Annotated in this window: 23 protein-coding genes; 13 read left to right on the forward strand and 10 right to left on the reverse strand. The window is 68.5% G+C overall.

Annotated elements, in window-relative coordinates:
• Positions 1-2 precede the first annotated feature (2 nt).
• From GC106_RS07195 to GC106_RS07205, 3 genes are all read right to left on the reverse strand, one after another.
• The gene (locus GC106_RS07195; RefSeq protein WP_217280179.1) at positions 3-1,124 is read right to left on the reverse strand and encodes a HAMP domain-containing sensor histidine kinase; all 1,122 of its coding nucleotides are present in this window, start codon (positions 1,122-1,124) and stop codon (positions 3-5) included.
• Positions 1,121-1,774: a response regulator transcription factor gene (locus GC106_RS07200; protein ID WP_173125764.1), complete on the reverse strand. Its 654-nt coding sequence runs from the start codon at positions 1,772-1,774 to the stop codon at positions 1,121-1,123. The genes GC106_RS07195 and GC106_RS07200 overlap by 4 nt, the downstream gene beginning before the upstream one ends.
• 97 nt (positions 1,775-1,871) lie before the next feature.
• On the reverse strand, positions 1,872-3,260 hold the full coding sequence (locus GC106_RS07205; RefSeq protein WP_173125765.1) for a S41 family peptidase: 1,389 nt from the start codon (positions 3,258-3,260) through the stop codon (positions 1,872-1,874).
• Between the two features lie 152 nt (positions 3,261-3,412).
• Between GC106_RS07205 and GC106_RS07210 the strand changes: the two genes are divergently transcribed.
• Both GC106_RS07210 and GC106_RS07215 read left to right on the forward strand, forming a co-directional pair.
• Positions 3,413-3,577 carry a hypothetical protein gene (locus GC106_RS07210; protein WP_173125766.1) on the forward strand — a complete coding sequence of 55 codons (165 nt, stop codon included), beginning with the start codon at positions 3,413-3,415 and terminating at the stop codon, positions 3,575-3,577.
• A 17-nt stretch (positions 3,578-3,594) separates the two neighbouring features.
• A complete protein-coding gene (locus GC106_RS07215) occupies positions 3,595-3,777 on the forward strand; it encodes a hypothetical protein (protein ID WP_173125768.1) in 183 nt (60 codons plus the stop codon).
• A gap of 345 nt (positions 3,778-4,122) precedes the next feature.
• On the opposite strand, the gene GC106_RS49230 is transcribed toward GC106_RS07215, so the two are convergent.
• From GC106_RS49230 to GC106_RS07230, 3 genes are all read right to left on the reverse strand, one after another.
• Positions 4,123-4,608, reverse strand: a complete 486-nt coding sequence (locus tag GC106_RS49230; protein WP_217280180.1) for a helix-turn-helix transcriptional regulator — start codon at positions 4,606-4,608, stop codon at positions 4,123-4,125.
• A 140-nt stretch (positions 4,609-4,748) separates the two neighbouring features.
• Entirely contained in the window at positions 4,749-6,194 is a 1,446-nt protein-coding gene (locus tag GC106_RS07225; RefSeq protein ID WP_217280181.1) for an ATP-binding protein, read from the reverse strand.
• A gap of 2 nt (positions 6,195-6,196) precedes the next feature.
• On the reverse strand, positions 6,197-7,891 hold the full coding sequence (locus GC106_RS07230) for an NAD(P)/FAD-dependent oxidoreductase (RefSeq protein ID WP_217280182.1): 1,695 nt from the start codon (positions 7,889-7,891) through the stop codon (positions 6,197-6,199).
• Positions 7,892-7,966: 75 nt separating this feature from the next.
• On the opposite strand from GC106_RS07230, the gene GC106_RS07235 reads away from it, so the two are divergent.
• The gene (locus GC106_RS07235) at positions 7,967-8,257 is read left to right on the forward strand and encodes a UBP-type zinc finger domain-containing protein (RefSeq protein WP_312872513.1); all 291 of its coding nucleotides are present in this window, start codon (positions 7,967-7,969) and stop codon (positions 8,255-8,257) included.
• 53 nt (positions 8,258-8,310) lie between these two features.
• On the forward strand, positions 8,311-8,433 hold the full coding sequence (gene ykgO / locus GC106_RS07240) for a type B 50S ribosomal protein L36 (protein ID WP_173125773.1): 123 nt from the start codon (positions 8,311-8,313) through the stop codon (positions 8,431-8,433).
• A gap of 16 nt (positions 8,434-8,449) precedes the next feature.
• On the opposite strand, the gene GC106_RS07245 is transcribed toward ykgO, so the two are convergent.
• Both GC106_RS07245 and GC106_RS07250 read right to left on the reverse strand, forming a co-directional pair.
• Entirely contained in the window at positions 8,450-8,842 is a 393-nt protein-coding gene (locus GC106_RS07245; RefSeq protein ID WP_173125775.1) for an NUDIX hydrolase, read from the reverse strand.
• A gap of 11 nt (positions 8,843-8,853) precedes the next feature.
• Complete coding sequence (locus GC106_RS07250) at positions 8,854-9,348, reverse strand: SMI1/KNR4 family protein (protein ID WP_173125777.1); 495 nt, start codon at positions 9,346-9,348, stop codon at positions 8,854-8,856.
• Between the two features lie 184 nt (positions 9,349-9,532).
• Here GC106_RS07250 and GC106_RS07255 point away from each other — a divergent pair, with 184 nt between their 5' ends.
• Complete coding sequence (locus tag GC106_RS07255) at positions 9,533-12,877, forward strand: EAL domain-containing protein (RefSeq protein ID WP_173125779.1); 3,345 nt, start codon at positions 9,533-9,535, stop codon at positions 12,875-12,877.
• Here GC106_RS07255 and GC106_RS07260 read toward each other — a convergent pair.
• Entirely contained in the window at positions 12,808-13,764 is a 957-nt protein-coding gene (locus tag GC106_RS07260) for a GNAT family N-acetyltransferase (protein WP_173125781.1), read from the reverse strand. The genes GC106_RS07255 and GC106_RS07260 overlap by 70 nt on opposite strands.
• 82 nt (positions 13,765-13,846) lie before the next feature.
• Between GC106_RS07260 and GC106_RS07265 the strand changes: the two genes are divergently transcribed.
• Positions 13,847-15,007 carry a cyclase family protein gene (locus tag GC106_RS07265; RefSeq protein WP_173125783.1) on the forward strand — a complete coding sequence of 387 codons (1,161 nt, stop codon included), beginning with the start codon at positions 13,847-13,849 and terminating at the stop codon, positions 15,005-15,007.
• 488 nt (positions 15,008-15,495) lie between these two features.
• A complete protein-coding gene (locus GC106_RS07270; protein ID WP_173125785.1) occupies positions 15,496-17,328 on the forward strand; it encodes a tetratricopeptide repeat protein in 1,833 nt (610 codons plus the stop codon).
• On the opposite strand, the gene GC106_RS07275 is transcribed toward GC106_RS07270, so the two are convergent.
• Complete coding sequence (locus tag GC106_RS07275; RefSeq protein ID WP_173125787.1) at positions 17,329-17,712, reverse strand: Na-translocating system protein MpsC family protein; 384 nt, start codon at positions 17,710-17,712, stop codon at positions 17,329-17,331. It lies immediately after the preceding gene.
• Between the two features lie 173 nt (positions 17,713-17,885).
• On the opposite strand from GC106_RS07275, the gene GC106_RS07280 reads away from it, so the two are divergent.
• From GC106_RS07280 to GC106_RS07305, 6 genes are all read left to right on the forward strand, one after another.
• A complete protein-coding gene (locus GC106_RS07280) occupies positions 17,886-18,416 on the forward strand; it encodes a cysteine dioxygenase (RefSeq protein WP_173125789.1) in 531 nt (176 codons plus the stop codon).
• The gene (locus GC106_RS07285) at positions 18,413-18,811 is read left to right on the forward strand and encodes a rhodanese-like domain-containing protein (RefSeq protein WP_173125791.1); all 399 of its coding nucleotides are present in this window, start codon (positions 18,413-18,415) and stop codon (positions 18,809-18,811) included. Before GC106_RS07280 ends, GC106_RS07285 begins: the two co-directional genes overlap by 4 nt.
• 141 nt (positions 18,812-18,952) lie before the next feature.
• Positions 18,953-20,062 carry an HNH endonuclease signature motif containing protein gene (locus GC106_RS07290; protein WP_173125793.1) on the forward strand — a complete coding sequence of 370 codons (1,110 nt, stop codon included), beginning with the start codon at positions 18,953-18,955 and terminating at the stop codon, positions 20,060-20,062.
• Between the two features lie 54 nt (positions 20,063-20,116).
• Entirely contained in the window at positions 20,117-21,628 is a 1,512-nt protein-coding gene (locus GC106_RS07295) for a substrate-binding and VWA domain-containing protein (RefSeq protein WP_173125795.1), read from the forward strand.
• Positions 21,625-23,346, forward strand: coding sequence for a hypothetical protein (locus GC106_RS07300; RefSeq protein ID WP_173125798.1), 1,722 nt, complete (start codon positions 21,625-21,627; stop codon positions 23,344-23,346). The genes GC106_RS07295 and GC106_RS07300 overlap by 4 nt, the downstream gene beginning before the upstream one ends.
• Before the next feature lie 65 nt (positions 23,347-23,411).
• Positions 23,412-24,146: a class I SAM-dependent methyltransferase gene (locus GC106_RS07305; RefSeq protein WP_173125800.1), complete on the forward strand. Its 735-nt coding sequence runs from the start codon at positions 23,412-23,414 to the stop codon at positions 24,144-24,146.
• Positions 24,147-24,155 lie beyond the last annotated feature (9 nt).

The raw sequence follows: 24,155 nt of genomic DNA on the forward strand, positions 1-24,155 counted from the left end.
CCTCATCGGCGCGGCAGTGACACCAGTGACGGTGACGGGATACCGAACACGACGGTCAGTTCCAAGCCGCCGTCCGGGTTGGGCCGCGCCGTGATCTCGGCATGGTGCGCCCGCGCGATCGAAGCCGCTATGGACAGCCCGAGGCCGGCGCCGTCCGTGCGGGTCCGCGTGTGCAACCGGCGGAACGGCTGGAACAGCTCGGGAATCCGTTCCGGGGCGACGTGCGGCCCGGTGTTGCGGACGGTCAGCACCCCGGACGCGCTGAGTCCGATGTGCACTGATCCACCCGGGTGGTTGTACCGCACGGCATTGCTCACCACGTTGACAAGCAGCCGGTGCAGTAGTACTGGATCACCACGCACCATGACCGGTTCGGTGGCGACCGTGATGGTGATTCCGTCCGTTGTGGACTCCGTGGCCGTCTGCCGCACCAGGGTCGCCAGTTCCACCGGCCGCATGGCGTCCAGGCCGTGCTCGGCCTCGGCGAGCACCAGCAGCGAATCGATGATCTGTTCGGTACGCCGGTTGTGGGTGAGCAGTTTCGCCCGGACCGCGGGCAGGTCACCGGCGTCTTCGAGTCCTATTTGGATCGCGGCGCGCTGGGTGGCCAGCGGCGTTCGCAGCTCGTGTGCGGCGTTGGCGATGAACTGACGCTGGCTCTCCGCGGAGCGCTCCAGCCGTTCCAGCATCGCGTCGAACGTGTCGGCGAGGTCTTTCAGCTCGTCGTTCGGTCCGGTCAACGCGATCCGCTCGTCCAGGTTGGAGAACGAGAGCCGCTGCGCGGTCGCGGTGATCCGGCGCAGCGGCCGCAGCATCCGGCCCGCCATCCACCACCCGGCGGCGATCGACAGCGCCGCGAGAACGGCGATGGTGATCAGGGTCGCGATCCACTGGTCCCGCAGCACCTCCTCCGGCAGCTCCCGGACGTTCTCGACCCGCAGTCCCGGTGGTGGCGGCGGGGGGAATTCCAGGCGCACCGGCCGGTCCGGCGCGATCTGCGCGACCTCGGTGTTCAGCCTGTCGCTGAACACCATGTTCACCACGATCACCAGGACCGTGGAGGTGACCAGGAAGATACCGGTGTAGAGCACGGTCAGCCGGACCCGCATCGTCCGTCGCCTCACAGCACGTATCCAGCGCCCGGCACGGTCTGGATGCACGCCGGGTCACCGAGTTTGGCCCGCAGTCTGCTGATGATCACACGCACGACGGTCGTGAACGGATCGGTGTGCTCGTCCCAGGCCGACTCCAGCAGCCGTTCGGCGCTGACGACCGCCCCATCGGCCCGCATCAGCACCTCCAGGACCGCGTATTCCTTCAGTGACAGGCGGAGGAACCGGCCGTCCCGCGTCACCTGCATGCGCTGCGTGTCCATCACGATCCCGTGCCGCCGCAACGTCGGCGGCACGGGCGCCTGACTGCGCCTGCCCAGCGCTTGCACCCGTGCCACCAGTTCGCTGTAGTCGAAAGGTTTCGGCAGGTAGTCGTCCGCGCCGAGGCCGAGACCGGCGACCCGTTCGGGCACCGACGCGGCCGCGGTGAGCATCAGGATTCTGGTCCGGGCCCCGGCCGTGACCAGGTCCTGGCAGATCTCGTCGCCGTGCACCTCGGGTAAGTCCCGATCCAGCACCAGCACGTCGTAGTCGTTGACCGCCAACCGCTCGGACGCGGTTGCCCCGTCGTAGGCCACGTCGACGGCCATCGCGTGCCTGCGCAACCCCGTGGCGACCAGATCTGCCAGGTCCCGTTCGTCCTCAGCCACCAGTACTCGCATCCATCGGTCCTAGCGGATCGGACGTTGCCCCCACGTGAACGTCGGCCCAGGATCTTCGGCCCAGGATCCTCAGCGCAGAATCTTCAGCGCAGAGTCTTCAGCGCAGCAAGGCGAGGGCCTTGCCGACACCCGGGTCGCGCCCGGCGGAGAGGTCCGCGGCGGTGATCGGCGCGAAGTGGTCGGGCGGCACACCGACGGTGTCGACCTTCTGACGGTTGGGACCGATCTCGTGGATCTTCGGCAGGCCGATCATGCTGCCGTCGTCCAGCACCCACCCCGAGCCGGGGCCGGACACCGCACCCGCGGTCCGGGCACCGACCAGCGTGCCGAACTTCAGGTCCTTGACGGCACTGGAGAACGCGTCGCACGCCGAGGCACATCCGCGATCGGTGAGCGTGACCAGCGGCAGGCCGACCAGAGGCACCGAGTCGTCGGTCTTGTTGGGCGTGCACTTGTCCTTCACGTCGCACCAGTAACTGTACGTCTTGTTGTGCACCCACGAGCTGACCAGCTTCTTGACCTCGTCCGGCGAGCCGCCGCCGTTGCCCCGCAGATCGAGCACGACGCCGCGCAGTTCGCGGTCCTCGCCCAGGTCCGCGATGGCCTTGAGCACCTTGTCGGCCGAGCCGGGTTCGAAGCCGCGCAGCCGCACGTAGGCCACGTCACCGGGCAGCAGCTTCGACTCGACCACCTCGCGCTGCGGCGGCGGCCCGGCCGGTTTGGTCGCGGTCACGGTGTAGGTCTTGGTCTCGCCCGTGGACGGCCTGCGCGTGGTCAGCTTGACCTGCTGCCCGTCCCGGGCCTCCATCAGCCACTCGACCACCTGCGGCACCGCGACACCGTTGATGAACAACGGCACGTCGTTGACCGCGAGGATCTCGTCCCCCAGCTTGATGCCCGCGTTCGCCGCGGCGCTGCCCGGCAGCACATCGACCACGAACGCCGGTCCGCTCGTCGCCGGATCTGTCCGGCCCGGGCCGCGGGCGTGCGAGGGCATGAACCCGACCGGGACGGTGTCGCGTTCCGTCGGACGCATCCACCGCGCGTGGTTGTCGTTGAGGCTGCCCACCATCGCGTTGATAGTCACCTCGGCGATGGCCTGGTGCACGTCCTGCGGCAGCTTGGCGATGATGTCCTGGTACGCCCGGCTGAAGGAACGCCAGTCCGCGTCCCGTTTGCCGGTCAGCACGGGTGCGCCCGCGGTCGCCTGGTCCAGTCCGCGGCGCTGCAGTTCCTGGGTGAGCGCGGCGAACGCCGGCTGCAGGAGGGCCCGGCTGTCCAGGACCGGACCGCTGAAGTAGTTGTCGAAAACGCAGTGATACACCTGGCCGATCGTGGTGACCGTGGTCGGCTTCAGCGGCGGTGGTTCCTCCGGGGGCCGCTGGCAGGAAGCCGGTCTTGAGCTCTCCGGACTGGCGCTGACTGTCGCGGTGCCCGCGAACGTCGCGGCGACGGCGACGATGGCGAGCAGCTTCAAGGATTTCACGAGCCGACTGTGCTCGGCCCGGTGTTGCGAGGGCGCGAACGTTGTCGTTAACGCCCGTGTAAACCGTGACCCGGTAACGCCTGTCGACCGTGCTCCGGATGGTGGTGTCACGGGACACGGCAGGGGGACGAGTCGCGATGACGGAATGGCCGATGAGCCAACAGATCGCCCATCCGGCGCGGACGGCAGTGGTGACCGGCCTGCTCATGCCGATCGTCGTGGTGGCGGTTGACGTGATCGACGAGGGCGGATTCCGGCCGTCCGTGGCGGTGCTCGTGATCGGTGGATTCGCCCGCGCGCGAAGGCGCTCGGCCTGACGATCACAACGCTGCTCTTGGCGGCCGTCATCTTCGCCATCGACGACGAACCGCTGATCACCCGGGTATGCCTGCTGTTCGCCGGTCTCCTCGCACTGGCGATACCGGGGATCGCACGCGCGACGAAGTACCGCCGGAACGCGGAAACCGTGCATGCGCAAGCACTTCGGTTGCTCGCGTCGTCGCGGGGTGCGCGATGACGACCGCCGCCTGACCGGACAGCGTAGGCCAATCGGGGGACTACCAGCGGATTCGTGTTTCCGGACCGGTTGGCACGGGCAGGTAATAGGCACCGCTATCCACCTCGTCGCCGAAGGGAGTGTTGCGCCATGACTCGCCGATTGGTTCACCCTACAGCCGGACGACGACGGCGACGTGCCGGCGGTGACTTCGAGTATCCGGGGGCGTGCACCTGCCGTGCGTTCTCCGGTGGCCGCGCCGTGCACAACTACGGTCAACCCGGGTGCCGCTACGCGGAGCTCGACGACCGGACCTCGACGCACTGATTCACCGTCACCGCAACAGGTCACGGCAAACCGCGGACCCTACTTCACGAAGTCGGGTACCACCTTCGGCGGCCACGTCCCGGCCGCGAGGATGCCTTCCGCGTAGGCCTTGGACACCAGCGAAGTCCTGTTGGGCGCGCGCAACTTCCGCAGCAGGTTCGTGACGTGGTACTCCACCCCACCGCGGCTCAGCTCGACCATGCCGGCGAGTTTCGCGGTGGGCACGCCCGCGGCCACGCCCTCGAGGATCCGGGAATCCATCTTGGTGAGGATCTTGCGGTACTTGATCGCGTCCGGCCGCTGGGTCCGCTGCTGGTCGGGCGCGACCATCACGATGATCGTCTCGCCGCGCAGCCCGTCCCGCTGGACCACGTCGTGCAGGTAGCGTCCGTGCAGGTCGTCAGGCTGACAGCCGAGTCGCCGGTAGAGCTGCTGACTGGCCCGCACCAGCACACCCCGGGCGTCCACCTGCGCGGCATACACGCCCGGAACCGTGGTGAAACTCCGGAAAACATCGTTGTCCACAGGACGACCCACCTCCACCCCCGAGACCAGGTCCCTCCGCACGTCCACGGCCGAGACTAACCACGGCCGTGTGGCTTCGCAAGGGTTCCGGCGTGGAGCGGTGTTGCTTGCCGTGCTTTTGAGTGGGTTCGCCGAGCGCGCTACTGAGCCTTCAGCGGGTTCAGCGGGATCCGGACCTGGAAGGTCGTCCTGCCCGGCCGGGATTCCACGCGCACGTCACCGTGATGCTTGTTCACCACGATCCGCCACGTGATGTCGAGGCCGAGGCCGGTTCCCTCCCCCACGGCCTTGGTCGTGAAGAACGGTTCGAAGATGCGGTCCCTGATCTCGGGCGGGACGCCCACGCCGGTGTCGGTGATCTCCACGACCACGCACACGTCGTCCCGGTACGTGCGGACCGTCAGCGTGCCCTTGCCGTTCATCGCCGCGATGGCGTTGTCGATCAAATTCGTCCACACCTGGTTCAGCTCCGCCGCGTACGCGGAGATGAGCGGCAGGGAACGGTCGTAGTCCTTCACGACCTGGACACCGTCGCCGAACTTGCTGTTGAGCATCACCAGGGTCGAGTCGAGCAGTTCGTGGACGTCGACCACCTGGAAGGGCGCGCGGTCCATCTGGGAGTACTGCTTGGCCGCTCCCACCAAAGTGGACACCCGGGTGGTCGCGTCCTCGATCTCGTTCATCAGCGACTCGGTCTCGACCGTGTAGGCGATCCAGCGGATCGCCGCCTCGGTTGTCGCTTGTGGACATTTCGCGACCGCTCCGGACAGCCACTCCACGTCCAGGCCACCGGCCACCAGCACCGGCGCGAGGTCCCAGCTTGCCTGGATTCCCCGCTCGGCCAGCCAGTCCGCGACCTCGTCCTCACGGTCGCTGGCCTGCATCGGCGCCAGCTTCGGGGCCTTGGCGACCCGTTCCACCGCTTCCTCCTGCAGCAGCACCAAGGACGGCAGGGTCACCGGGTCGATCGCGCCGCTGGCGAGCATGGCCAGCTTGTGCCGCATGCCCGCGACGCGTTCCCGCAACGCGGCCGTCGCACGGACCGCGGCCGCGGCCGGGTTGTTCAGTTCGTGGGTCAGCCCCGCGGACAACGAACCGAGCGCGAGCAGACGTTCCCGTTGGCTGGTCGCCCGCTGCGTGTTCTGCAGACCGAAGAACAGGCCTTCGAGCAGGTGCAGCGCCATCGGGAACCACTCACGCACGATCGGCCCGAAATCCTCCGCGGGCAACTGGAACATCCGCGTGTCGGTGATCGACCGCACCGTCATCTGGTAGTGCGTCTTCGACGGGGTGTCCGCTTCCAGGTACGACTGGGTCGCCCCGAAGTACGAGCCCCGGTGGTCCGTCCGGTTCGTCTCGACGATCTCCCCGCCGATGTTGCGGCTCAACGCCACCGTGCCGTCCAGCAGGACGAAAAAACACGTCGCCGGTTCACCCTCGGTCAGGATCGGCGTGCCCGCGGTCCGGTGCTCCACGTGCCCGTGCTCGACCAGCCACGCCAGCTGCGAGTCGTCCAGGCGCTCGAACAGGAACAGTTCACGCAGTTCCTCGGCGGTCAGCTTCTCGGCGGTCGGCTTGTCAGCCATCGTCATGACCTTTCCAAGTACCGGTGGACCAGGGTCACGGCCATCGCGCCTTCACCGACCGCCGACGCCACCCGTTTCACCGAGTCCGAACGCACGTCCCCGGCCACGAACACACCGGGAAGACTGGTCTCCAGGTGGTACGGCGGCCGGTCGAGCTGCCAGCCCGCCGGTGTGGCGCCGTCGGTCAGCAGGTCCGGGCCGGCCAGGACGAACCCCCGGTCGTCCCGCGCGAGGGTGCCGTCCAGCCACTCCGTGCGCGGTGCCGCGCCGATGAACGCGAACAGCCACGAGGCCTCGACGGTGGTCGTCTCGCCCGTCTTGTTGTGCCGCAGCGTCAACGTCTCCAGATGGTCCTTCCCGGACCCGCCGACGACCTCGGTGCACGTCAGCACCTCGATGTTGCCGGGACCAGGCAGCTGGTCGATCAAATAGCGCGACATCGAGCGCTCCAGCGAATCACCCCGCACGATCAGCACGACCCGCTTGGCGTGCTTCGAGAAGTACATCGCGGCCTGGCCCGCCGAGTTCGCGCCGCCGACCAGATACACGTCCTGACCCGCACAGCTCGGTCCCTCCGTCGTGGACGCCCCGTAGTACACGCCACGGCCGGTCAGCTCCCCGAGGCCCGGGGCCTCGAGCGTCCGGTACGAGACACCGGTCGCGAGGATCACCGTGTGCGCCGAGAGTTCGGAGCCGTCGTCGAACCGGACCACCCGCGCCGCTCCCCTCGGTTCGAGCGACACCACCTTCCTGGTGGTCAGCATCTCGACGTCGAACTTCAACGCCTGCCTGCGGGCCCGCTCGGTGAGCTGCTCGCCCGACACCCCGTCCGGGAAACCGAGGTAGTTCTCGATCCTGCTGCTCGTCCCCGCCTGGCCACCCGCGGCCAGCCGCTCGACCAGCACGGTCCGCAGTCCCTCGGAACCGCCGTAGACGGCCGCGCCCAGCCCGGCCGGGCCCGCTCCGATCACGATCAGGTCGTAGAAGTCCGTGGAGGGTGTCGTTGTCAGGCCTACCCGGGCGGCGAGTTCGGCGTCGGTCGGCTGGACCAGGGCCTCGCCGCTGGTCGTCACCACGACGGGGATGTCGGCATCCGCACATCCCGACGCGGTGAGCAGGCGCTTGGCCTCGCAGTCGGTCTCGTCGAGCTCGTACCAGCGGAACGGGACCGCGTTGCGGGCCAGGAAGTCACGGACCTCATAGGACCGTGCCGACCATCGGTGCCCGACGACCTTGACCTGCCGCACCGGTTGCCGGTCGGCCGCCTCCCAGGACGTGAGCAGCTCGTCCAGCACCGGGTAGAGCTTCTCCTCCGGCGGGTCCCACGGTTTGAGCAGGTAGTGGTCCAGGTCCACCACGTTGATCGCCTGGATCGCGGCGTCGGTGTCGGCGTACGCGGTCAGCAGCACCCGCTTGGCCACCGGGAAGAGGTCCATCGCCTGCTCGAGGAACTCGATCCCGCTCATCTCCGGCATCCGGTAGTCCGCCAGCAGCGCCGCGACTTCCTCGCCGCGCAACTTGATCTCCCGTAACGCCTCCAGGGCCTGCGCGCCGGACTCGGCACGCACGATCCGGTAGGACTCGCCGTACTGCCTGCGCAGGTCGCGTGCGACCGCCCGGGACACGCCTGGGTCGTCGTCCACAGTGAGGATCGACGGGCGTGCGGCTCGGCTGGAATCAGGCAGAGCTGTTGTCATGGTGCATAGTGAAGCACCCGTTCGCACGGAGGCGTACTTTCACGTCTGACAGTCGCCGAGCAGGGAGTTAGCAGCGTGAAGGACGGCACCGTGAAGGACGACACCGTGAGCGTTTGCCAGGACATCGCCGATCTGGGGCCCGACCCGGAGCCGCACACCCGGGAGGGCTGTGAGGACTGCCTGGCCGACGGCGGCACCTGGGTGCACCTGCGCCTGTGCTTGGCCTGCGGCCACGTCGGCTGTTGTGACTCGTCGCCCGCGAAGCACGCCGGCAGGCACGCCGCCGAGACCGGGCACCCGGTGATCCGGTCGTTCGAGCCGGGTGAGTCGTGGCGCTGGTGCTTCGTGCACCGGACCGCCGCCTGAACGCTCACGCGCGCACCGGGAATCAACCACCGGCCGAGGTGGTTGAAGCGGACATGAAGGTCAGGAACTCGTTGAGGTCGTTGAAATCCAAGCCGGGCGCCCAGGTGGTCCGGCGGGACGGCCGGGTGTTCGTCCTGAACAAGAGGGACCCCCGGGCCAAGGCCCGCCAGGGCTGAGCGCTCTCCGCCGTCTCTAGGACAGGATCCGCCGGACGTGATCCGGCAGGTCCCGCTCCGCCGCCTCGGCCGGGGTCAGCCACGCGTACCCGTCGTGCTCGCCAGGGTTGAGGGTCACCTCGCCCTGGCCGTCCTCCACGACATCGAACACGGTCGCGTTGATCGTCACCGGTTTCCCGGTGATGTCCGGCCAGCTCGACGTGGCCCGCTCGCCGGTCACCCGGACCGTCAGGCCGGTCTCCTCGGCGATCTCCCGGACCGCCGTCTCGGCCGACGGCTCCCCCGGTTCGACTGTCCCGCCGGGCAGTTCCCACCGTCCACCGAGGAACGTGCCCGGCTCACGCCGGATGAACAGGATTCGGCCGGCCCGGGTGATCCAGCCGTACGCGAGGTTCTTCTCGGCAGTCATGCGAAGTGATGCTAGGACTTGTACGGGTCGAACGGGTCGCGTTCGCCGGATGTCGCGGCGAGCGTCAGGCGTTCGAGGAACTCGCCGAACGACTCCGCGACTTCGCGTGCCGGTCCGGTGTAGACCCCGTCGTCGATGCCACCAGGGGGCAGGGCAAGGACTTCGCCAGTGTTCGGGATGGCGTACAGGGTCCCGCCGCCGTTGCTCGCGACCACCACGACTTCGCCGTGGCCGCGTACCTCACGCGGCGAACTGTCGCGGTACAGGTCGGCCGACCAGCCCAGCGGACCGATGAAGTAGCCGTTCCACAGATCGGGCAGGCTGACTTCGCCGATCACGGAGAAGAACCCGGCCACCTCCGCGGGCAGCCGGCCGCCGAACCGCGCGGTCACCTCACCGATCCCGGCCGACTTCACGACTTCGTTGGTGCCGGGTGGCCACTGGGCGTTCGCCACCACCGCCCGTGCGATGGCCCGGAACCGGGTCTCGAGGTTCGCCAAGTCCACGCCGCAGCCTACAGCCCGCGGCCGACAGCCATCATCGGATGTCTTTCGAACTGATCACGGTTTCACATTTCCCACGGAACGCTTCGCGCCCTTCGCATAGTGATGGTTGCGTTATGGAACGAGCGCGGCAGATGATTGCCGAGCACAGCTGACAACTGGCGACTCCTGGGTGGTGGCCCTGCCGATGTACGCGCCGGCCGACGGGCACGCGAACACTGGGAGACGTTGGCGGATATGGCACAAGCTCGCGATTGTCAGCCTGGCGTTCACCGCGCTGCTCGCCGGTGCCACATATCTGTTGCTCGACGCGAACTCACGGCGGATCGACCTGACCGCCAACGAACTACGCGGCCTGGAATATCTGCGTCCGCTCACCACACTGTTGCCCGACCTGGCGGCGCACAAAACGTACGTCCGTCAGGTTGATGCCGGTGTCCGGCCCGCCGCCGACCTGAAACCGCTCCAGGACCGGATCGACAGCGGATACGCCACGCTGGCCGAAGTGGACGGCCGGCTGCGGGACGATCTGCGGACCACCGGCTCGGACCTCAACGTCAGCGCGTTGCCGGCGACACAGATCCAGAACTGGCGAACCGTCCGGTCCGGGCAGTACGACCAGGCGGGCACCGACGCGGCGCACGCGATGCTGATCGGCGACGTCCGCACGCTGATCGGGTACGTCGGCGCGACGTCCAACCTGGTCCTCGACCCGGAGCTGGGCACGTACCACCTCGCCGACGCCATGGTGGTGTGCTCGCCAGAACTGGTGATCCGCGTCAGCAGACTCGGCAACACCGTCGACGACCTGCTGACCAGCGGCCAGAACTCGTTACCGGACCGGACCAAGGTGGCCGGCGACGTGGCGATGCTGTTACGGCACGCGGACGTGCTGCAGGACAGCCTGTTCACCGCGTTCCGCGCCACCGGCGGCACGGCCGACGGGCGGGCGATGCGCGATGAACTCGCGCCCCAGCTACGCACGGCGTACCAGGCGGTGACCGACCTGGCCACCATGACCACACGCGACTTCGTCGAGGCGACCACCGTTAGGGTCGACCGGACCGCGTACGCCCGCGCGGTCGACGACGCGGCGGCGGCGATGGCGACCCTCTGGGCGACGATCCTGGATCAGGAAAGCCGGATGCTGCACACCCGGCAGGCCGGCGACGTGGAGGACCGCACCTTCGCACTGCTGGGCGTGCTCGTGGCGTTCGCGATCACAATGGTGCTCACGGTGTGGCTGGCGCGGCGGATGAGTACGGACGTCGGGGCGGTCGCCCGGGGAGCGACCAGCCTCGCGAAAGGCAACCTGGCGGAGCGCGTACGGGTGCGCAGCCGTGACGAGATCGGTGACATGGCGACAGCGTTCAACGGGATGGCCCAGCGCCTCCAGGAGATGGTCGAGGAGCAGCAGCGCTCGGAGCTGCGGCTGCGCAACGAGCACGACTTCGTCGACGCGGTGCTCAACGTCGCGGGCAGCCTGATCGTGGTGTTCGACCGCGGCGGCCGGATCGTCCGGTTCAACCGGGCCTGCGAGGTCGTCACCGGGTACACGTTCGCCGAGGTGGCGGGCAAGCCGTTCTGGGACCTCTTCCTGCCCGAGGAGGAACGGGCGGCCACCCAGGAGTACTACCGCGAGCTCAAACCGTCCGACCTGCCCTCCTACTACGAGCACACGTGGGTTCGCCGCGACGGCGTGCGGTTCGAGGTGTCCTGGTCCAACGGCGCGATGGTGGACGAGCACGGCGAGGTCACGCACGTGATCTCGACCGGCATCGACGTGACCGCGCGCCGAGCCGCCGAACGGGATCTGCGGGACGCCGAGGAACGGTTCCGGCAGGCGTTCGACCACGCGTCCATCGGAATGTGCCTGGTCGGCGAGGGCGCGACCTTCCTGCAGGTCAACAAGGCGCTGTGCGAGATGCTCGGGCGGACCGAGGCCGAACTGCTGGCCATGCGGATGTCCGACGTCACGCACCCCGACGACTTCGCGGTCGGCGGCGCGGCGATCGCGGCGATGAAGGCGGGCAGCAACGAGCCGTTCCATGGCGTCAAGCGGTACTTCCACGCCGACGGCCGGATCGTGTGGGGCCAGGTCACCGTGTCGCCGGTCCGGCCCGGCGGCGACGCACCGGTCTACCTGGTCACGCAGATCGAGGACATCACCGAACGCCGGGAGGCCGAGGCCCGCCTGGTGCACCAGGCCTTGCACGACTCGCTGACCGGCCTGCCCAACCGCGCGCTGCTGATGGACCGGCTCAAGCAGGTGCTCGCTCGCGCCGACCGCCATCCCACGCTGACCGCCGTGATGTTCCTCGACCTCGACGGGTTCAAGGACATCAACGACAGCCTCGGCCACGACATCGGCGACCAGGTCCTGCGGGAGATCGCGCACCGGATCAGCGCCCAGGTCCGGCCGTCCGACACGGTGGCGCGGCTGGGCGGTGACGAGTTCGTCGTGCTGTGTTCGGACCTGCGGACCGAGCAGAACGCGGTGGAGATCGCCGAACGGCTGACCGCGGCGGTGGGCAGACCCGTGGCACTGCCCGGCTACGCGGTCGAGGTCGAGGTCACCGCGAGCATCGGGATCGCGTTGTCCGACAACGACTCGCTGACGCCGGAGGACATGCTGCGCAACGCCGACGCGGCGATGTACGGCGCCAAGACACAGGGCAAGAACCGCTGGGAGATCTTTGACGAGAACCGCAGGGCACGGGCCGTCGACCGGGTCGCGGTGGCCGCCACCCTGCGCCAGGCGTTACGCGACGACCGGTTCGTCCTGCACTTCCAGCCGGTGATCGACCTGGGCACCGGCAAAGCGGTCGCGGTCGAGTCGCTGGTCCGGCTGGACGACCCGCACTACGGCCTGCTGCCGCCCGCCGCGTTCATCCAGGTCGCCGAGGACAGCGGGCTGATCGTGCCGATCGGCACCTACGTGCTGCAGGAGGCGTGCCGCCGGCTCGCGGCCTGGCGTGCGGCGGGGATCGTGCCGCCGGACTTCCGGGCCGCGGTCAACCTTTCGGCCCGTCAGGCCACGCAGCCGGATCTGGCCAAGACGGTCGGCCGGGCGCTGGCCCGCGCCGGGATCGAGCCGGCCGCGCTGGCGCTGGAGCTGACCGAGACCGTGCTGATGGACGCGGACACGTCCACCCTGCGGCAGTTCGAGGAGCTCAGGGAGATGGGCGTCGAACTGGGCATCGACGACTTCGGCACCGGCTACTCGTCGCTGAGCTATCTCAAACGGCTGCCGGTCAGCATCATCAAGGTGGACCGCTCGTTTGTGGCCGGGCTGGTCACCGACCCGTCCGACCGGGAGATCGTGACCGCGGTGATCCGCCTCGGCCAGGCGCTCGGCCTGACCACCATCGCCGAAGGCGTCGAGGACGCCGAACAGTTCTCCATGCTCCAGGAACTGGGCTGCGACCAGGCGCAGGGCTACCTGCTCGGCCGTCCGCAGGCTCAGCCGCCCACGGTCTCGGTCCTGATGAGCGGCACGTCCCGCGACAGCTCCCGGAACCCGACGCTGTAGTACAGCTCGCGCGCCTGGGGGTGCCCCGGCGCACCCAGGCAGGCGACCGTCATGTGAGCGGCCCCCGCCGCCCGCGCCAGCCGCATCCCGTGCAGCAGCATCGCCCTGGCCAAACCCCGGCGCCGGTAACCAGGATGCGTCCCGACCGGCTCGAACTCCGCGGTCTTGTTCACCTCGTCGAGCCACATGATCGTCGAGGACGCCATCGTCCCGTCCGGCGCCTCCACCAGCAGGTGCAGGTCACCGCGGTACCCCGGCGTCTGCCGGACGCCCTCGTAGGCCTCGGCCGTGTACGTCGAGGGCGCCCACGCGTCCACATGAGCCTGGACGGCGGCCCCGGGCCCGGCCTCGTCGGCGGTGCGGAACCGGAATCCGGGTGGCAGCACCGGATTTTCCACGTCGGTGAGGTCGCGCTCGTTGAGCTGGGTCCAGTACCCGGTGTCGCCGAGCGAGGCCGGGTCGGTCTCGTAGCCGTGCGCCGCCCACCGCCTCAGGGCGAACCCGTCGGCGGCGCCCGGCGTCACCCGTCGGTCGACGTCGCCCGCCGTGTCGTCGAACCAGTCGATCACCTCGTCGATCAGCCCGGCGTGGCCGGGATGGACCTGGTACGCCAGGTAGGCGCCGGTGACGTCCTTCACCGACCCGTCGCTCCGGCGCACCCGGTGCGGAAGCTGCGCCCAGCCCCACGCCACCAGATCCCCGCCCGAGAACCACAACCGGCGCGGCCAGCCGGCGCCTTCGGCGGCGTGTCCCTTGCCCCAGTTCCAGGCCAGCTCACCGAACGACGCGTCGCTGTTCACCAGCTCCGGACGGGTGGCGGTGACCCGCTGCGCCAGATCCCGCATGAGCCGCACGTCCGCGGCGGTCAGAAGCTCGACGTTCGCCATGGTGGGCCACTGTGTCAGGGACCGCCCGAAGCCGTCGAGCAGTTTCCGATGACTTCCGGGCCCCGAACGGGTCAGTACAAGCATGAACGTCGACCTGTTGCGTGTTTTCCTGTCCCGCCGAGGTGTGCTGACGGCCGGCGCCGCCGGCACTCTGCTGGCCACACTCCCCGCGCCAGGGCACGCCGCCGCGCCGGATGATGTGCCGTTCGACTACGCCGACCCGGCCAACCTGCGCGACTGGGCGCCGAGCCGGTACGGCCCGCACGATCAACGCGGCACGCTCAACGAGGTGACTCCGGCCAAGACCGCCCGGGTGCTGCGGCAGACCTTGGATCCGAACCGTCCCGTGCGGACGTACAACCTCGGTGCCCTGATGTGGAACGGGTTCCCGGCGATCCAGCCGTATCCGCCGGAGCGACGGCACGAGCTGCGGCTGCTGCTCGGCGGCTACCCCGCGCCCGCCGGTTTCGGTGGCCACGTCGCGTTCACCGATCCGTTCGGCGCCAACAAACTCAGCGTGCACGAGGAACGGTTCGCCGGGTCGACGACGTTCCAGATCGGGTCCCAGCTGGACGGTCTGAACCACGTCGGCGCGGCCGAGTTCTTCTACAACGGCCTGCGCGGCCCGGACATCGCGCGTGACCACGGCACCGCGAAGCTCGGCGCCGAACACGTCGGGCCGATCGTCACCAGGGGTGTCCTGCTGGACATCGTCGGCGTCAAGGTGGCCACCGGGCAGCACGACGACCTCGGCGCGCCCGCGTCCGGCGGCGGGCCGGTGCTGAAGGAGAACTACCGGGTCACGGTCGAGGACATCAAGCAGGCCATGGAGTTCGGCCGGATCGACCGGATCGACCCGGGCGACGCGGTCCTGCTGCGGACCGGCTGGAACCAGCTGCTCGCGCGACGCGATCCCGGCGACATCGCCCGGTGGGGCGGATCCGGTGGCGTACCCGGGATCTACCTGCGAGAGGCCCGGTTCCTCGCCAAGTTCCGGCCGGTGCTGATCGGCAGCGACACGTGGACTCTCGAAGTGATGGGCAATCCGGTCAACAACGACGGGTCGGTCATCCCCGTGCACCAGGAACTGCTCATGCGGCACGGTATCCGGATCGCGGAATCCTACGCGCTGGACCAGTTGGCGGCCGACGGCGTGCACGAGTTCGTGTTCATCGTGACGCCCCAGTACGTCGAGGGCGCGACGTGCGGCAACACGCCTCCGGCCGCACTCGGCCAGCCCTGACACGCCGCATCGCGTCAACGGTGCCAGGTGCCGTGCCCAGCAGTGCGGCACCTGGCGTTCCGCTTCGCCACGACACCCCACGAGTCGTGGATCACCGCGCCCACCGTTGCCGCCGGAGCCGGCCCCCAGCCCGGCCCCGGCGACGTCCCCACCGCCTTGCCGGGGACGTTCCCCCACGAAGAACATCCTGACCCGCCGCGCTACACAAAACGCCCTACAAGCTTGTGCACGAAAACCACCGAAGTCCGAAGTCACCGGCCCACACCGGCAACCGATCGGACATTTCAGACAAAGAGGCGACAGGTATCATTCCTGGCGGCCATCCGGCCGACTGGGCATACGGGGGGCGCGGGCATGCGGTACCGGGTGCTGGGGCCGCTCGAAGTCAAAAGCGATGCCGACAGGCACACGACCTGCTGGCTGAGCTGCTCGGCGACGCCGAGCCGGACACCATCGACGAACTGGCGCGCCTGTGCGGTTACCTGCCGTTGGCGCTACGGATCGCCGCGGCGAACCTGCTGGGCGGTGGGCACGCCGGCGTGCGGGACTACGTCACCGCCTTGTGCGAGGGCGACCGGATGACCGAACTGGCCATCGAAGGCGATCCCAGCGTCGCGGTCCGTGCCACCTTCCACCTGTCCTACCGGGCCTTGGACGCCGTCACCGCGCGGGTGTTCCGGCTGCTCGGCGGCGCTCCCGGGCTGGATTTCACGGCGAGGTCGGCGGCCTCGGCGGCGGGCCTGCCCGTGCGTGAGACCCGGCGGTCGCTCGACCGGCTGGTCACGGCGAACCTGCTGACGCAACGCGGCAACCGGTACCACTTCCATGACCTGATCAGGGAGTTCGCCGCGAGGCAGTCCGATGATGAGGACTCATGGGCGGACCGGCGCACGTCCGACCTCGCGCTGTTGGACCACTACCTGCAGACCGCCGACCAGGCCGCGACCACGCTGTACCCGTCGACCCGACGGTTGAGGCCGGTGCCCGCGGCCGTGCCCGCCGACCCGTTCGAGACCGACGCGGCCGCCCTGCGATGGCTGGATCAGGAGCGAGCCAATCTGCTGACCGCGGTGAAGTACGCCGCGGCCGACTACCACCTGTACGCCTGCCAGCTCGCCGACGCGCTGCGCGGTTACTTCCAGGCGCAGGGGTACGCCACCGACGGCCTGGCCGTCTGCGTGGCCGCGTTGGAGGCCGCCCGCCAGTCGGGGGACGCGCTCGCCGAGGCGTCCATTGTCGACCTGCGCGGCGTCATCTACTTCAACCTCAGCGACTACCGGAAGGCGATCACCGAGCACACGGCCGCGCTCGAAGTCGCCGAGCGGACCGGTGACAAGGACGCCATCGCCGACTCACTGCACAACCTCGGCCGCGTCTACGCGCAACTCGGCCGGCCCGGACCGGCGATGCGTCACCACAAGCAGGCGCTGGAGATCAGCCGTGCGTCCGGCAACCAGAACGCGGAAGCGTTGGCGCTGAACTACGTCGGCGCCGCGTACCTGTCGTTCGGCGAGGCCGTCGAAGCGATCGACTGGCACGAGCGGGCCAGGGACCTCAGCAGGCGGATCGGCAACCGGTCCACCGAGCTGCGCGCGATCAACGGCCTGGGCCTCGCGTGCTGGACCCTCGGCAGGCTGGCCGACGCCGCCCGGCACCACCGGGAGAACGTCCAAGCCTGCCGGCGGCTCGGGTACCGGCACGGTGAACTGATCTCCATGGTGTGTCTGGCGGAGACGTACTGCGACGCGGAGCGATACGCCGAGGCCGCCGAGATCGCCCAGGACGCGCTCGCCCTGAGCCTGCAGCTGGGCGAGCGCCGCAACGAGGCCAGCGGCATCGAGCTCGCCGCGACGGTCCGGCAACGGCTCGGCGACCACGAAGGCGCGATCCGCGGCTACACCAAGGCGCTCGCCCTGGCGCGCCGGATCGACTTCGGCTACGGCGAGATTTCCATCCTGATCGGCCTGGCGCAGGCGTACGCCGGTCTCGGCGAGCCGGAGAACGGCCTGAGGCACATCGGCGAAGCACTCGCCAGGATCCAGGACACCGGGATGCGGGTGCTGGAGGCCCAGGTCGTCACCGTGCTCGCGCTCTGCCAGGTCCAGGCGGGCCGGACGGATGACGCGGCGACCAGCGTTGAACAAGCGCTTGCCTTGGCGCGTAAGGGCAAACAGCGCCTTGTCGAAGCCCGCGCGCTGCTCGTGCTCGCGCACGTCCAGCGCACCCGCGGTGACCAGGAAGCCGCGGAGCAGACCTGGTCGGCCGCCGCGGCGGTGTTCGCCGAACTCGGCGTGCACCCGAAGATCCCGCCGGTGTTGTGATCACGAACCGTCCGTGTCGGGGTCGTCGAAGTCGCCGAGGTCGGAGAAGACGAAGACCCGCACGGCGTACCCGGTGCTGGGGTGGACCTGGGCGAGGTACGCGGACACCGGGCTGCCCACGATCTCCTCGATCGCCTCGAGGAAGTCCGCCTTCGTGGCCTCGTGCAACGCCTCGTGGTGCCGGATCACGTCCTCTTTGTGCCCGCGCGCGCTGAGCACGGAGTCCGCGACAGTCAGGCTGTCGACCGACAACACCACGAGGCTGATCGGGTCGTCGTCGCTGACCGACACCTTGACGTTGCGCGGACCGCGCCCGTAGAACGACCGCTCAAGGCTGGTGATCTTCTCGGCCACCGCGTTGCGCTGTGCTCTGGTTATCCGCACTTGGCCACCATATAGTGGCTTTTCGGGCTGTGCCGTGGTGACCACACCGGACAGCGGCGTGGTCGACGGCGGCAGCGGCTCGAGCGAGATACCGATCCACGCTGGCCTGGAGCGACGGGACCCCCGACCCGGCGGACCAGGACACCGTGGTTCATGGCGAAAGGGCATGTCTCGTGGAGTTCACAAGCGACGCCGTGCTGCCCGTCGGGCAGTTGCGAGAAATCGTCGAAAGAATCGCGAATTCACCGGAACACTGGCGGCCGCAAGTCCACTTCGACCTGACGAACAGGTATTGCACCCGGCTGCACCGCGAAGAAGACCACGAAGTGTGGCTGATCTGCTGGGACATCGGCCAGGACACCCTCCTGCACGACCACGGCGGAAGCGTCGGAGCCTTCGCGGTGGCCAAGGGCTCCCTGGTGGAGGACTACGGCACGACCACCCACCCACAACTGCGGACGAGAAGGCACAACGCAGGCACATCGGTCGCATTCGGCGCGGACTACCTGCACAATCTGGTCAACGTCGGAATGGAACCGACGGTCTCGATCCACGCCTATTCACCACCGCTGAAGGTGATGAACTTCTACTGCTGGCTCCCTTCCGGAACACACCACCTGAGAGCGATACCGTGTGACACCCCGGAACCGGACACCAGCGCGCTGGAATCCGAAGCCATCGCACTCCGCGTGGCACGATCATGAACACGATCGCACGCCTGCTGGCAGAGGCACGGCGGACAATCGTGCGCCACACCCCGGCACAAGCAGCGGAGGCACTGCGCGCAGGTGCGACCCTGGTGGACCTCAGGCCGACCGAGTACCGCTGGCGCTTCGGCGAGATCCCCGGCGCGGTCCCGGTGTCGAGGCACGTCCTGGAATGGCGCCTGGACGTGACAAGCCCGTGGCACATCAAGGAACTGCGGCACGGAGACCCGGACCAGGAGATCATCCTGATCTGCAACGAGGGTTACACGTCAAGCCTGGCCGCACACCAGGTGATGACCCAGCTGGGCCTGACCAGGGTCAGCGACGTGCTGGGCGGGTTCGCCGCGTGGAAAGAAGCCGGATACCCCGTGATGAAGCGGCTGGCGAACTGAAAAGGACCAGGGAGACGCTGGAAGTTGCCCTGTGGCAATGGCTGGGACCATAACCTACACAGGGCAACCAGCGCGACAGAAACGCAAAACACCACACGATCGAGTGACGTCACGACAGAGAGATGCCGCTATCTTGAACATATGAGCGAATCAGCACTCGATCACATCAGGGAGCTCTACCAAGCCCGGAGCCGAGCCGAAGCGCAATACATTCGTGGCTTGGCCGGCTATGCCGCCGGTCATCCACCGGATCGCGACGGCATCAGTGTCGGTGACGGCGTGGCGGAAGAAGTCGCGCTGGAACTCCACCTGAGCCCGGCGACCACAGCCAAGCACCTGGCCGAAGCCCAGGATATGGTCTCGCGCCTGCCGATGACGGTAAACGCGCTGGAAGCGGGCGAGATCGACTACATGCGCGCCAAAGCCGTGCGTGACTACACCAAGGACCTGGCCGGCGACCAGGTCGCGGAAGTGGAGAAACGTATCCTGGCTGGCGGACCCCGCGAAAGCCTGACGAAGTTCAAGTACGCCCTCAACCGCGAAGTCATCCGGGTCGACCCCGAAGCCGCCGAGGAACGCCGCCGCCTCGCCAAGGCCCGGCGGGGCGTGACCAAATGGCACAAACCCGACGGCACGGCGAAGCTGAGCGTCACCCTGCGACCGGACGAAGCCGAACAGGCCTACAACCACATCGACCTGCTCGCCAGGCAAGCCAAGGTCAACCGCGCCGACGTGTTCATGGACCTGGTGTGCGGCAAGAAGTCCGAGCGAACACCGGCGGCGGTGCACGTCGTCGTGCCGATGACCACGCTCCTGGGCCTCAACCGTGAACCCGGCGAGATCAGCGGCGTCGGCCCGATCACCGCGGAGCACGCCCGCGAACTGGCGCGGCACGCCACCTGGCGCCGCCTCATCACCGACCCCACCGGGCAGGTGCTCGAAGTCAGCAGGCGCCGGTTCGCCTCACCGGCGTTGCGGCGCCACCTCCAGTTGCGCGACCGTACCTGCCGCCAACCGGGCTGCAACGTCCCCGCCCACCGCTGCGAGACCGACCACACCAAGAGCTACGTGACAGGCGGCCCCACCAGCCCTGGCAACATCGCCATGTTCTGCAAGCGGCACAACCTCATGCGGCAGCGGACGAAGTGGCGACTCCGGCAACCGGAACCAGGCACGCTCGTCTTCACCACGCCGACAAAGCGCATCGTCGTCACGAAGCCCGAGCCCTACGAGCCTATTACCGCTCAGTAGCCTTTTCGCCTACGCTGAGGCCCAACTGCCCCCAGCGACGGGAGGTTCAGGCGGATGGCAAGGCGGTCCGGCTCGCCCGTGGTGATCCTGAGCGTCCTGCTCGTGCTGACGCTCGCGGGCTGGTTCGGTTACGACTACCTACGCACCCGCTTGGCCGCGTCCAGCTGTGACACCGTCACCACCTTGCGGATCTCGGCGGCGCCGGACATCGCGTCGTCGCTGGCAGCGGTCTCCCACCAGGACACGTCGGCGTGTTACCGGGTCGAGGCGATCCCGGTCGAGTCCGGCAAGGCGATGGAGACCCTGGGCATCACGAAGCCGGACGTGTGGCTGCCCGAATCCTCGTTATGGTTGCGGCGGGCGCAGGAACGCGGCCAGTGGAACCTGCCGGTGAGCGGGACTTCGGTGGCCTCGTCGCCGATCGTCGTCGGCCTGACCGAAACCGCGGCGCGCAGGTACGGCTGGCCGGACAAAACGCCGACATGGGCGGACGTCTTCCGGGGTGATCCCGCGATCGCCTTCGTCGACCCCGCCGTCGACCCGGTCGGGCTGGCGGCGTTGGTCGGGACGGGTGAGCTGAGCAAGACCGCGCGGGATCCGGCCGGTGCCTACGCCTTGACGCTGCGCAAGCTCACCAAGCACACCGTCCAGGAGCAATCGGCTCTGTTCGACCCGGAACTGGACGGCGCGATCACCTCCGAGGTGTCGTTGAAGGCGCACAACCTCGTGGGCGTGTACGCCGATCCGGCGATCCCGTCGCTGGACTACCCCTATGTGGTGCTTCCGGGAACATCGGACGCCCAACGCGCGGTGGCCCAACAGTTCCTGGGCAAACTGCTTGAGCCGTCCGGGTCCGCGGTGCTGACCGCGGCCGGGTTCCGGTCACCGCAGGGCACGCTCGCTGGCCTGCCCGACGACCCTGACCAGCTGCTCAACGAGTGGGCCGCGGTCAACCGCAGCGCGCGGATCCAGGTGCTGCTGGACGTGTCCGGCTCGATGGCCGCCGCGGTGCCCAAGGCGCGGGCGGACCGGATGACGCTCACCATCCGGGCCGCGGAGCTGGGGATCAGGCTGTTCAAACCGATCACGAAGATCGGGCTGTGGCGGTTCTCCACCAAGCTCGACGGCGACAAGGACTACCAGGAAGTGCTGCCCGTGCGGCCGGTCAGCGAGCAACTGGCCAACGGCGGGCTGGAGCGGCTGCGGTCGGTCAAGGCGATCAGCAACGGCGGAACCGGGCTGTACGACAGCTTGCTCGCGGCGTACCAGTCGGCGCGGCAGAACTGGGAACCCGGCCGGATCAACCTGGTGGTGCTGCTGACCGACGGCCGCAACGACGACGACGGCCGCGGGCTGAACCAGCGGCAACTGCTCGCCGAACTCGGCAAACTGCAGGACCCCAAGCGGCCGCTGCAGATCATCGCGATCGGTATCGGCCCGGACGTCGACGCGGCCGAGTTGCGCACGATCAGCCACGCGACCGGCGGCGAGGCGTACCCGACGCCGGATCCGACCAAGATCGTCGACACGTTCTACGCCGCGTTAGGCAGGTTGCTGGAGCAGTGACAGCCACCGCCACCAGACCGGCTCCGACGCTGGCGATACCCAAATCGCTGACCATCGCCGCGGCGCTGGTCGCGGCCATCCCGTTCGTCGTGCACGCCGTCGCCACGTTCGGGGGCTACTTCGGCCAGGACGACTTCGTGATCCTGTACCGGGCCGGGCAGAGCGGCCCGTTCGACCCGGGTTACCTGTTCCAGGACTACAGCGGTCACATCGCGCCCGGGATGTTCCTGCTCGCCTGGTTCGTCACGGCCTTGGCGCCGTTGAGCTACCCGGTCGCGGTGATTCCCGCGTTGCTGATGCAGGCCGGGACGTCGATCCTGTTGTGGCGCCTGCTGGTCCGGGTTTTCGGGCACCGCTGGGGTTTGTTGCTGCCGTACGCGATGTACACGTTCTCGTCGCTGATCCTGTTCTCCACCATGTGGTGGGCGTACAGCGTGCAGCTGTTCCCGTTGCTGCTGACGATGTTCGGTGCGTTCAACACGCACCTGACCTATCTGCGGACACGAGCGCCCAAGCACGTCGTGACCACCTTGCTGTGGACAGTCGCAGGCATGGCGTTCTACGAGAAGGCCGCGTTGTTCTTGCCGCTGCTGTTCGGTTTCACGTTGCTGCTCGGCGAACGTGTGCCGTGGCGCGTCTGGCTGGCGCACGGGGCTCTGCTTGCCGGGTTCGTCGGGCTGTACGTGGGTCTGACGGTCAGCCGGGTCAAGGAAGGCCTGCCGTCCGGGGACGTGATGCTGGAGTTCCTCCGGCGATCCGTGGTGGACGTCTTCCTGCCGGGCCTGTTCGGCGGGCCCTGGACCGATCCCGCGATGGGCGCGGCGATCGCCACACCGCCGTTGGGCCTGCGCGTCGCCGCCGCCGTGGTCGCCGTGGCGGTCGTTGTCGGCGGCGTCCTGGTCGGCGGCCGGAAGGCCGTGCTGGCGTGGGGCCTGCTCGGCGCCTATGTGGTGGTCGACCTGGCGCTGGTGATCGTCACCCGGCTGCCGGAAATCGGTCCCCTGATTGGTAACGACCCTCGGTACACAGCGGACGCCGTGCCGATCACGGTGCTGTGCGGGGCTTTCGCGTACTCGTCACTGCGGCTGCAACGGGCCGCGGCCGGTCTGCTGGTGGTCCTGCTGGGGGCCAGCGCGACACTCAGTTACCTGTGGCTGGCCCCGGGCCTGCGGTTCGAGAAGTCCCGGCAGTACGTGGCCACGGCGCGGGCCGCGTTGCAGGCGGACCCGTCGATCGTCCTGTACGACACGCGCGTGCCGGACCCGATCATGAACACGTGGTTCTTCCAGGACGGCAAGGCATCGCGGGTGATCGGCCTGTTGCCCGGGCCGCCGAAGTTCGATCAGCCGGCCGAGCACATGTACCTGCTGGACGACAACGGCTCGCCCCGCAAGATCGAGAACGTCCGTGACGCGGTGGTCGGCCGTCCGGGCCCGTACCCGAAGTGCGGATACGCCGTCGGCTACGACACCGCGACGATCCCGCTGAGCGGGCGGGTCGACGGCAGGCGGTTGCTGCGAATGGAGTACTACACGTCCGGCAAGGGCCCGGTCACCATCCGGCTGGGCCGAACGACGCACGAAGTCCTGCTGGACGACGGCCTGCACGTGCTCTACCTGGTGGTGGACGGCAGTTTCGACCGGGTCGACATCAACCGCGCCACCCAGGTCGACCCGATGTGTGTGGTCGACGTCCGGATCGGCACTCCGGTCACCTGACCTGCGCATACCACTGCGATAACAGGCAACCTGAAAATCGTTCATACTTCTCTAGGATGGCTCGGGTGAGTTTCGACGAGGTACGGCGGGACTGGACGACGCTCGGCGAGCAGGATCCGCTCTGGGCGGTGCACATGGCGCCGGACAAGCGCGGCGGCAAGTGGGACGTCGACCAGTTCCTCGACCTGGGTCGTGCGGACGTGGCCAGGGCGCGGGCCTGGCTCGGCCGCCTCGCCCTGCCGGTCACGTGGAAACGGGTGCTGGACTTCGGCTGCGGCGCCGGCCGGCTGTCACAGGCACTGGCCGAGTACGCCGACGAGGTGACGGGCGTCGACGTGTCCGAGCCGATGCTCGACACCGCCCGCAGGCTCGACCGGACGGCTGGGAAGTGCCGGTTCGTGCACAACGACAGCCCTGATCTGAGCCAGTTCGACGACGGGTACTTCGACCTGGTCTACACCGAACTCGTGCTGCAACACCTGCCCGCCGACCTGATCGACCGGTATCTGGCCGAGTTCATGCGTGTGCTGAATTCCGGCGGCGTCGGCGTGCTCCAGTGCACCACTCGTCCATTGTGGACTGTCAAGGGCACGTTGTGGCGGTTCGCCCCATACCGGCTGCTCGCGCTGGGACAGCGGGTTGTGTTGCGTTATCCCGCTCCCATGCGGATGACAGCCGTGTCGCCGCACCATTTCAGATCGGTGATCGCCGCGCATGGCGGCGAGGTCGTGGACAGCAGGACCGAGGACATCCCGGAGGCACACTGGCAGTCGACACGATATGTCGTACGCAAGGGTTAATGTCATCGG

The organism is Kibdelosporangium persicum (genome assembly GCF_013280595.1).
Taxonomy (GTDB): Bacteria; Actinomycetota; Actinomycetes; order Mycobacteriales; family Pseudonocardiaceae; genus Kibdelosporangium; species Kibdelosporangium persicum.

What these genes read in the sequence shown, in the direction of transcription:
- GC106_RS07200 (WP_173125764.1), bottom strand. Translation starts at nt 1,774, where the DNA reads ATGCGAGTACTGGTGGCTGAGGACGAACGGGACCTGGCAGATCTGGTC.
- GC106_RS07210 (WP_173125766.1), top strand. Translation starts at nt 3,413, where the DNA reads ATGAGCCAACAGATCGCCCATCCGGCGCGGACGGCAGTGGTGACCGGC.
- GC106_RS07225 (WP_217280181.1), bottom strand. Translation starts at nt 6,194, where the DNA reads ATGGCTGACAAGCCGACCGCCGAGAAGCTGACCGCCGAGGAACTGCGT.
- GC106_RS07230 (WP_217280182.1), bottom strand. Translation starts at nt 7,891, where the DNA reads ATGACAACAGCTCTGCCTGATTCCAGCCGAGCCGCACGCCCGTCGATC.
- ykgO (WP_173125773.1), top strand. Translation starts at nt 8,311, where the DNA reads ATGAAGGTCAGGAACTCGTTGAGGTCGTTGAAATCCAAGCCGGGCGCC.
- GC106_RS07245 (WP_173125775.1), bottom strand. Translation starts at nt 8,842, where the DNA reads ATGACTGCCGAGAAGAACCTCGCGTACGGCTGGATCACCCGGGCCGGC.
- GC106_RS07255 (WP_173125779.1), top strand. Translation starts at nt 9,533, where the DNA reads ATGTACGCGCCGGCCGACGGGCACGCGAACACTGGGAGACGTTGGCGG.
- GC106_RS07260 (WP_173125781.1), bottom strand. Translation starts at nt 13,764, where the DNA reads ATGGCGAACGTCGAGCTTCTGACCGCCGCGGACGTGCGGCTCATGCGG.
- GC106_RS07265 (WP_173125783.1), top strand. Translation starts at nt 13,847, where the DNA reads ATGAACGTCGACCTGTTGCGTGTTTTCCTGTCCCGCCGAGGTGTGCTG.
- GC106_RS07285 (WP_173125791.1), top strand. Translation starts at nt 18,413, where the DNA reads ATGAACACGATCGCACGCCTGCTGGCAGAGGCACGGCGGACAATCGTG.
- GC106_RS07290 (WP_173125793.1), top strand. Translation starts at nt 18,953, where the DNA reads ATGAGCGAATCAGCACTCGATCACATCAGGGAGCTCTACCAAGCCCGG.
- GC106_RS07295 (WP_173125795.1), top strand. Translation starts at nt 20,117, where the DNA reads ATGGCAAGGCGGTCCGGCTCGCCCGTGGTGATCCTGAGCGTCCTGCTC.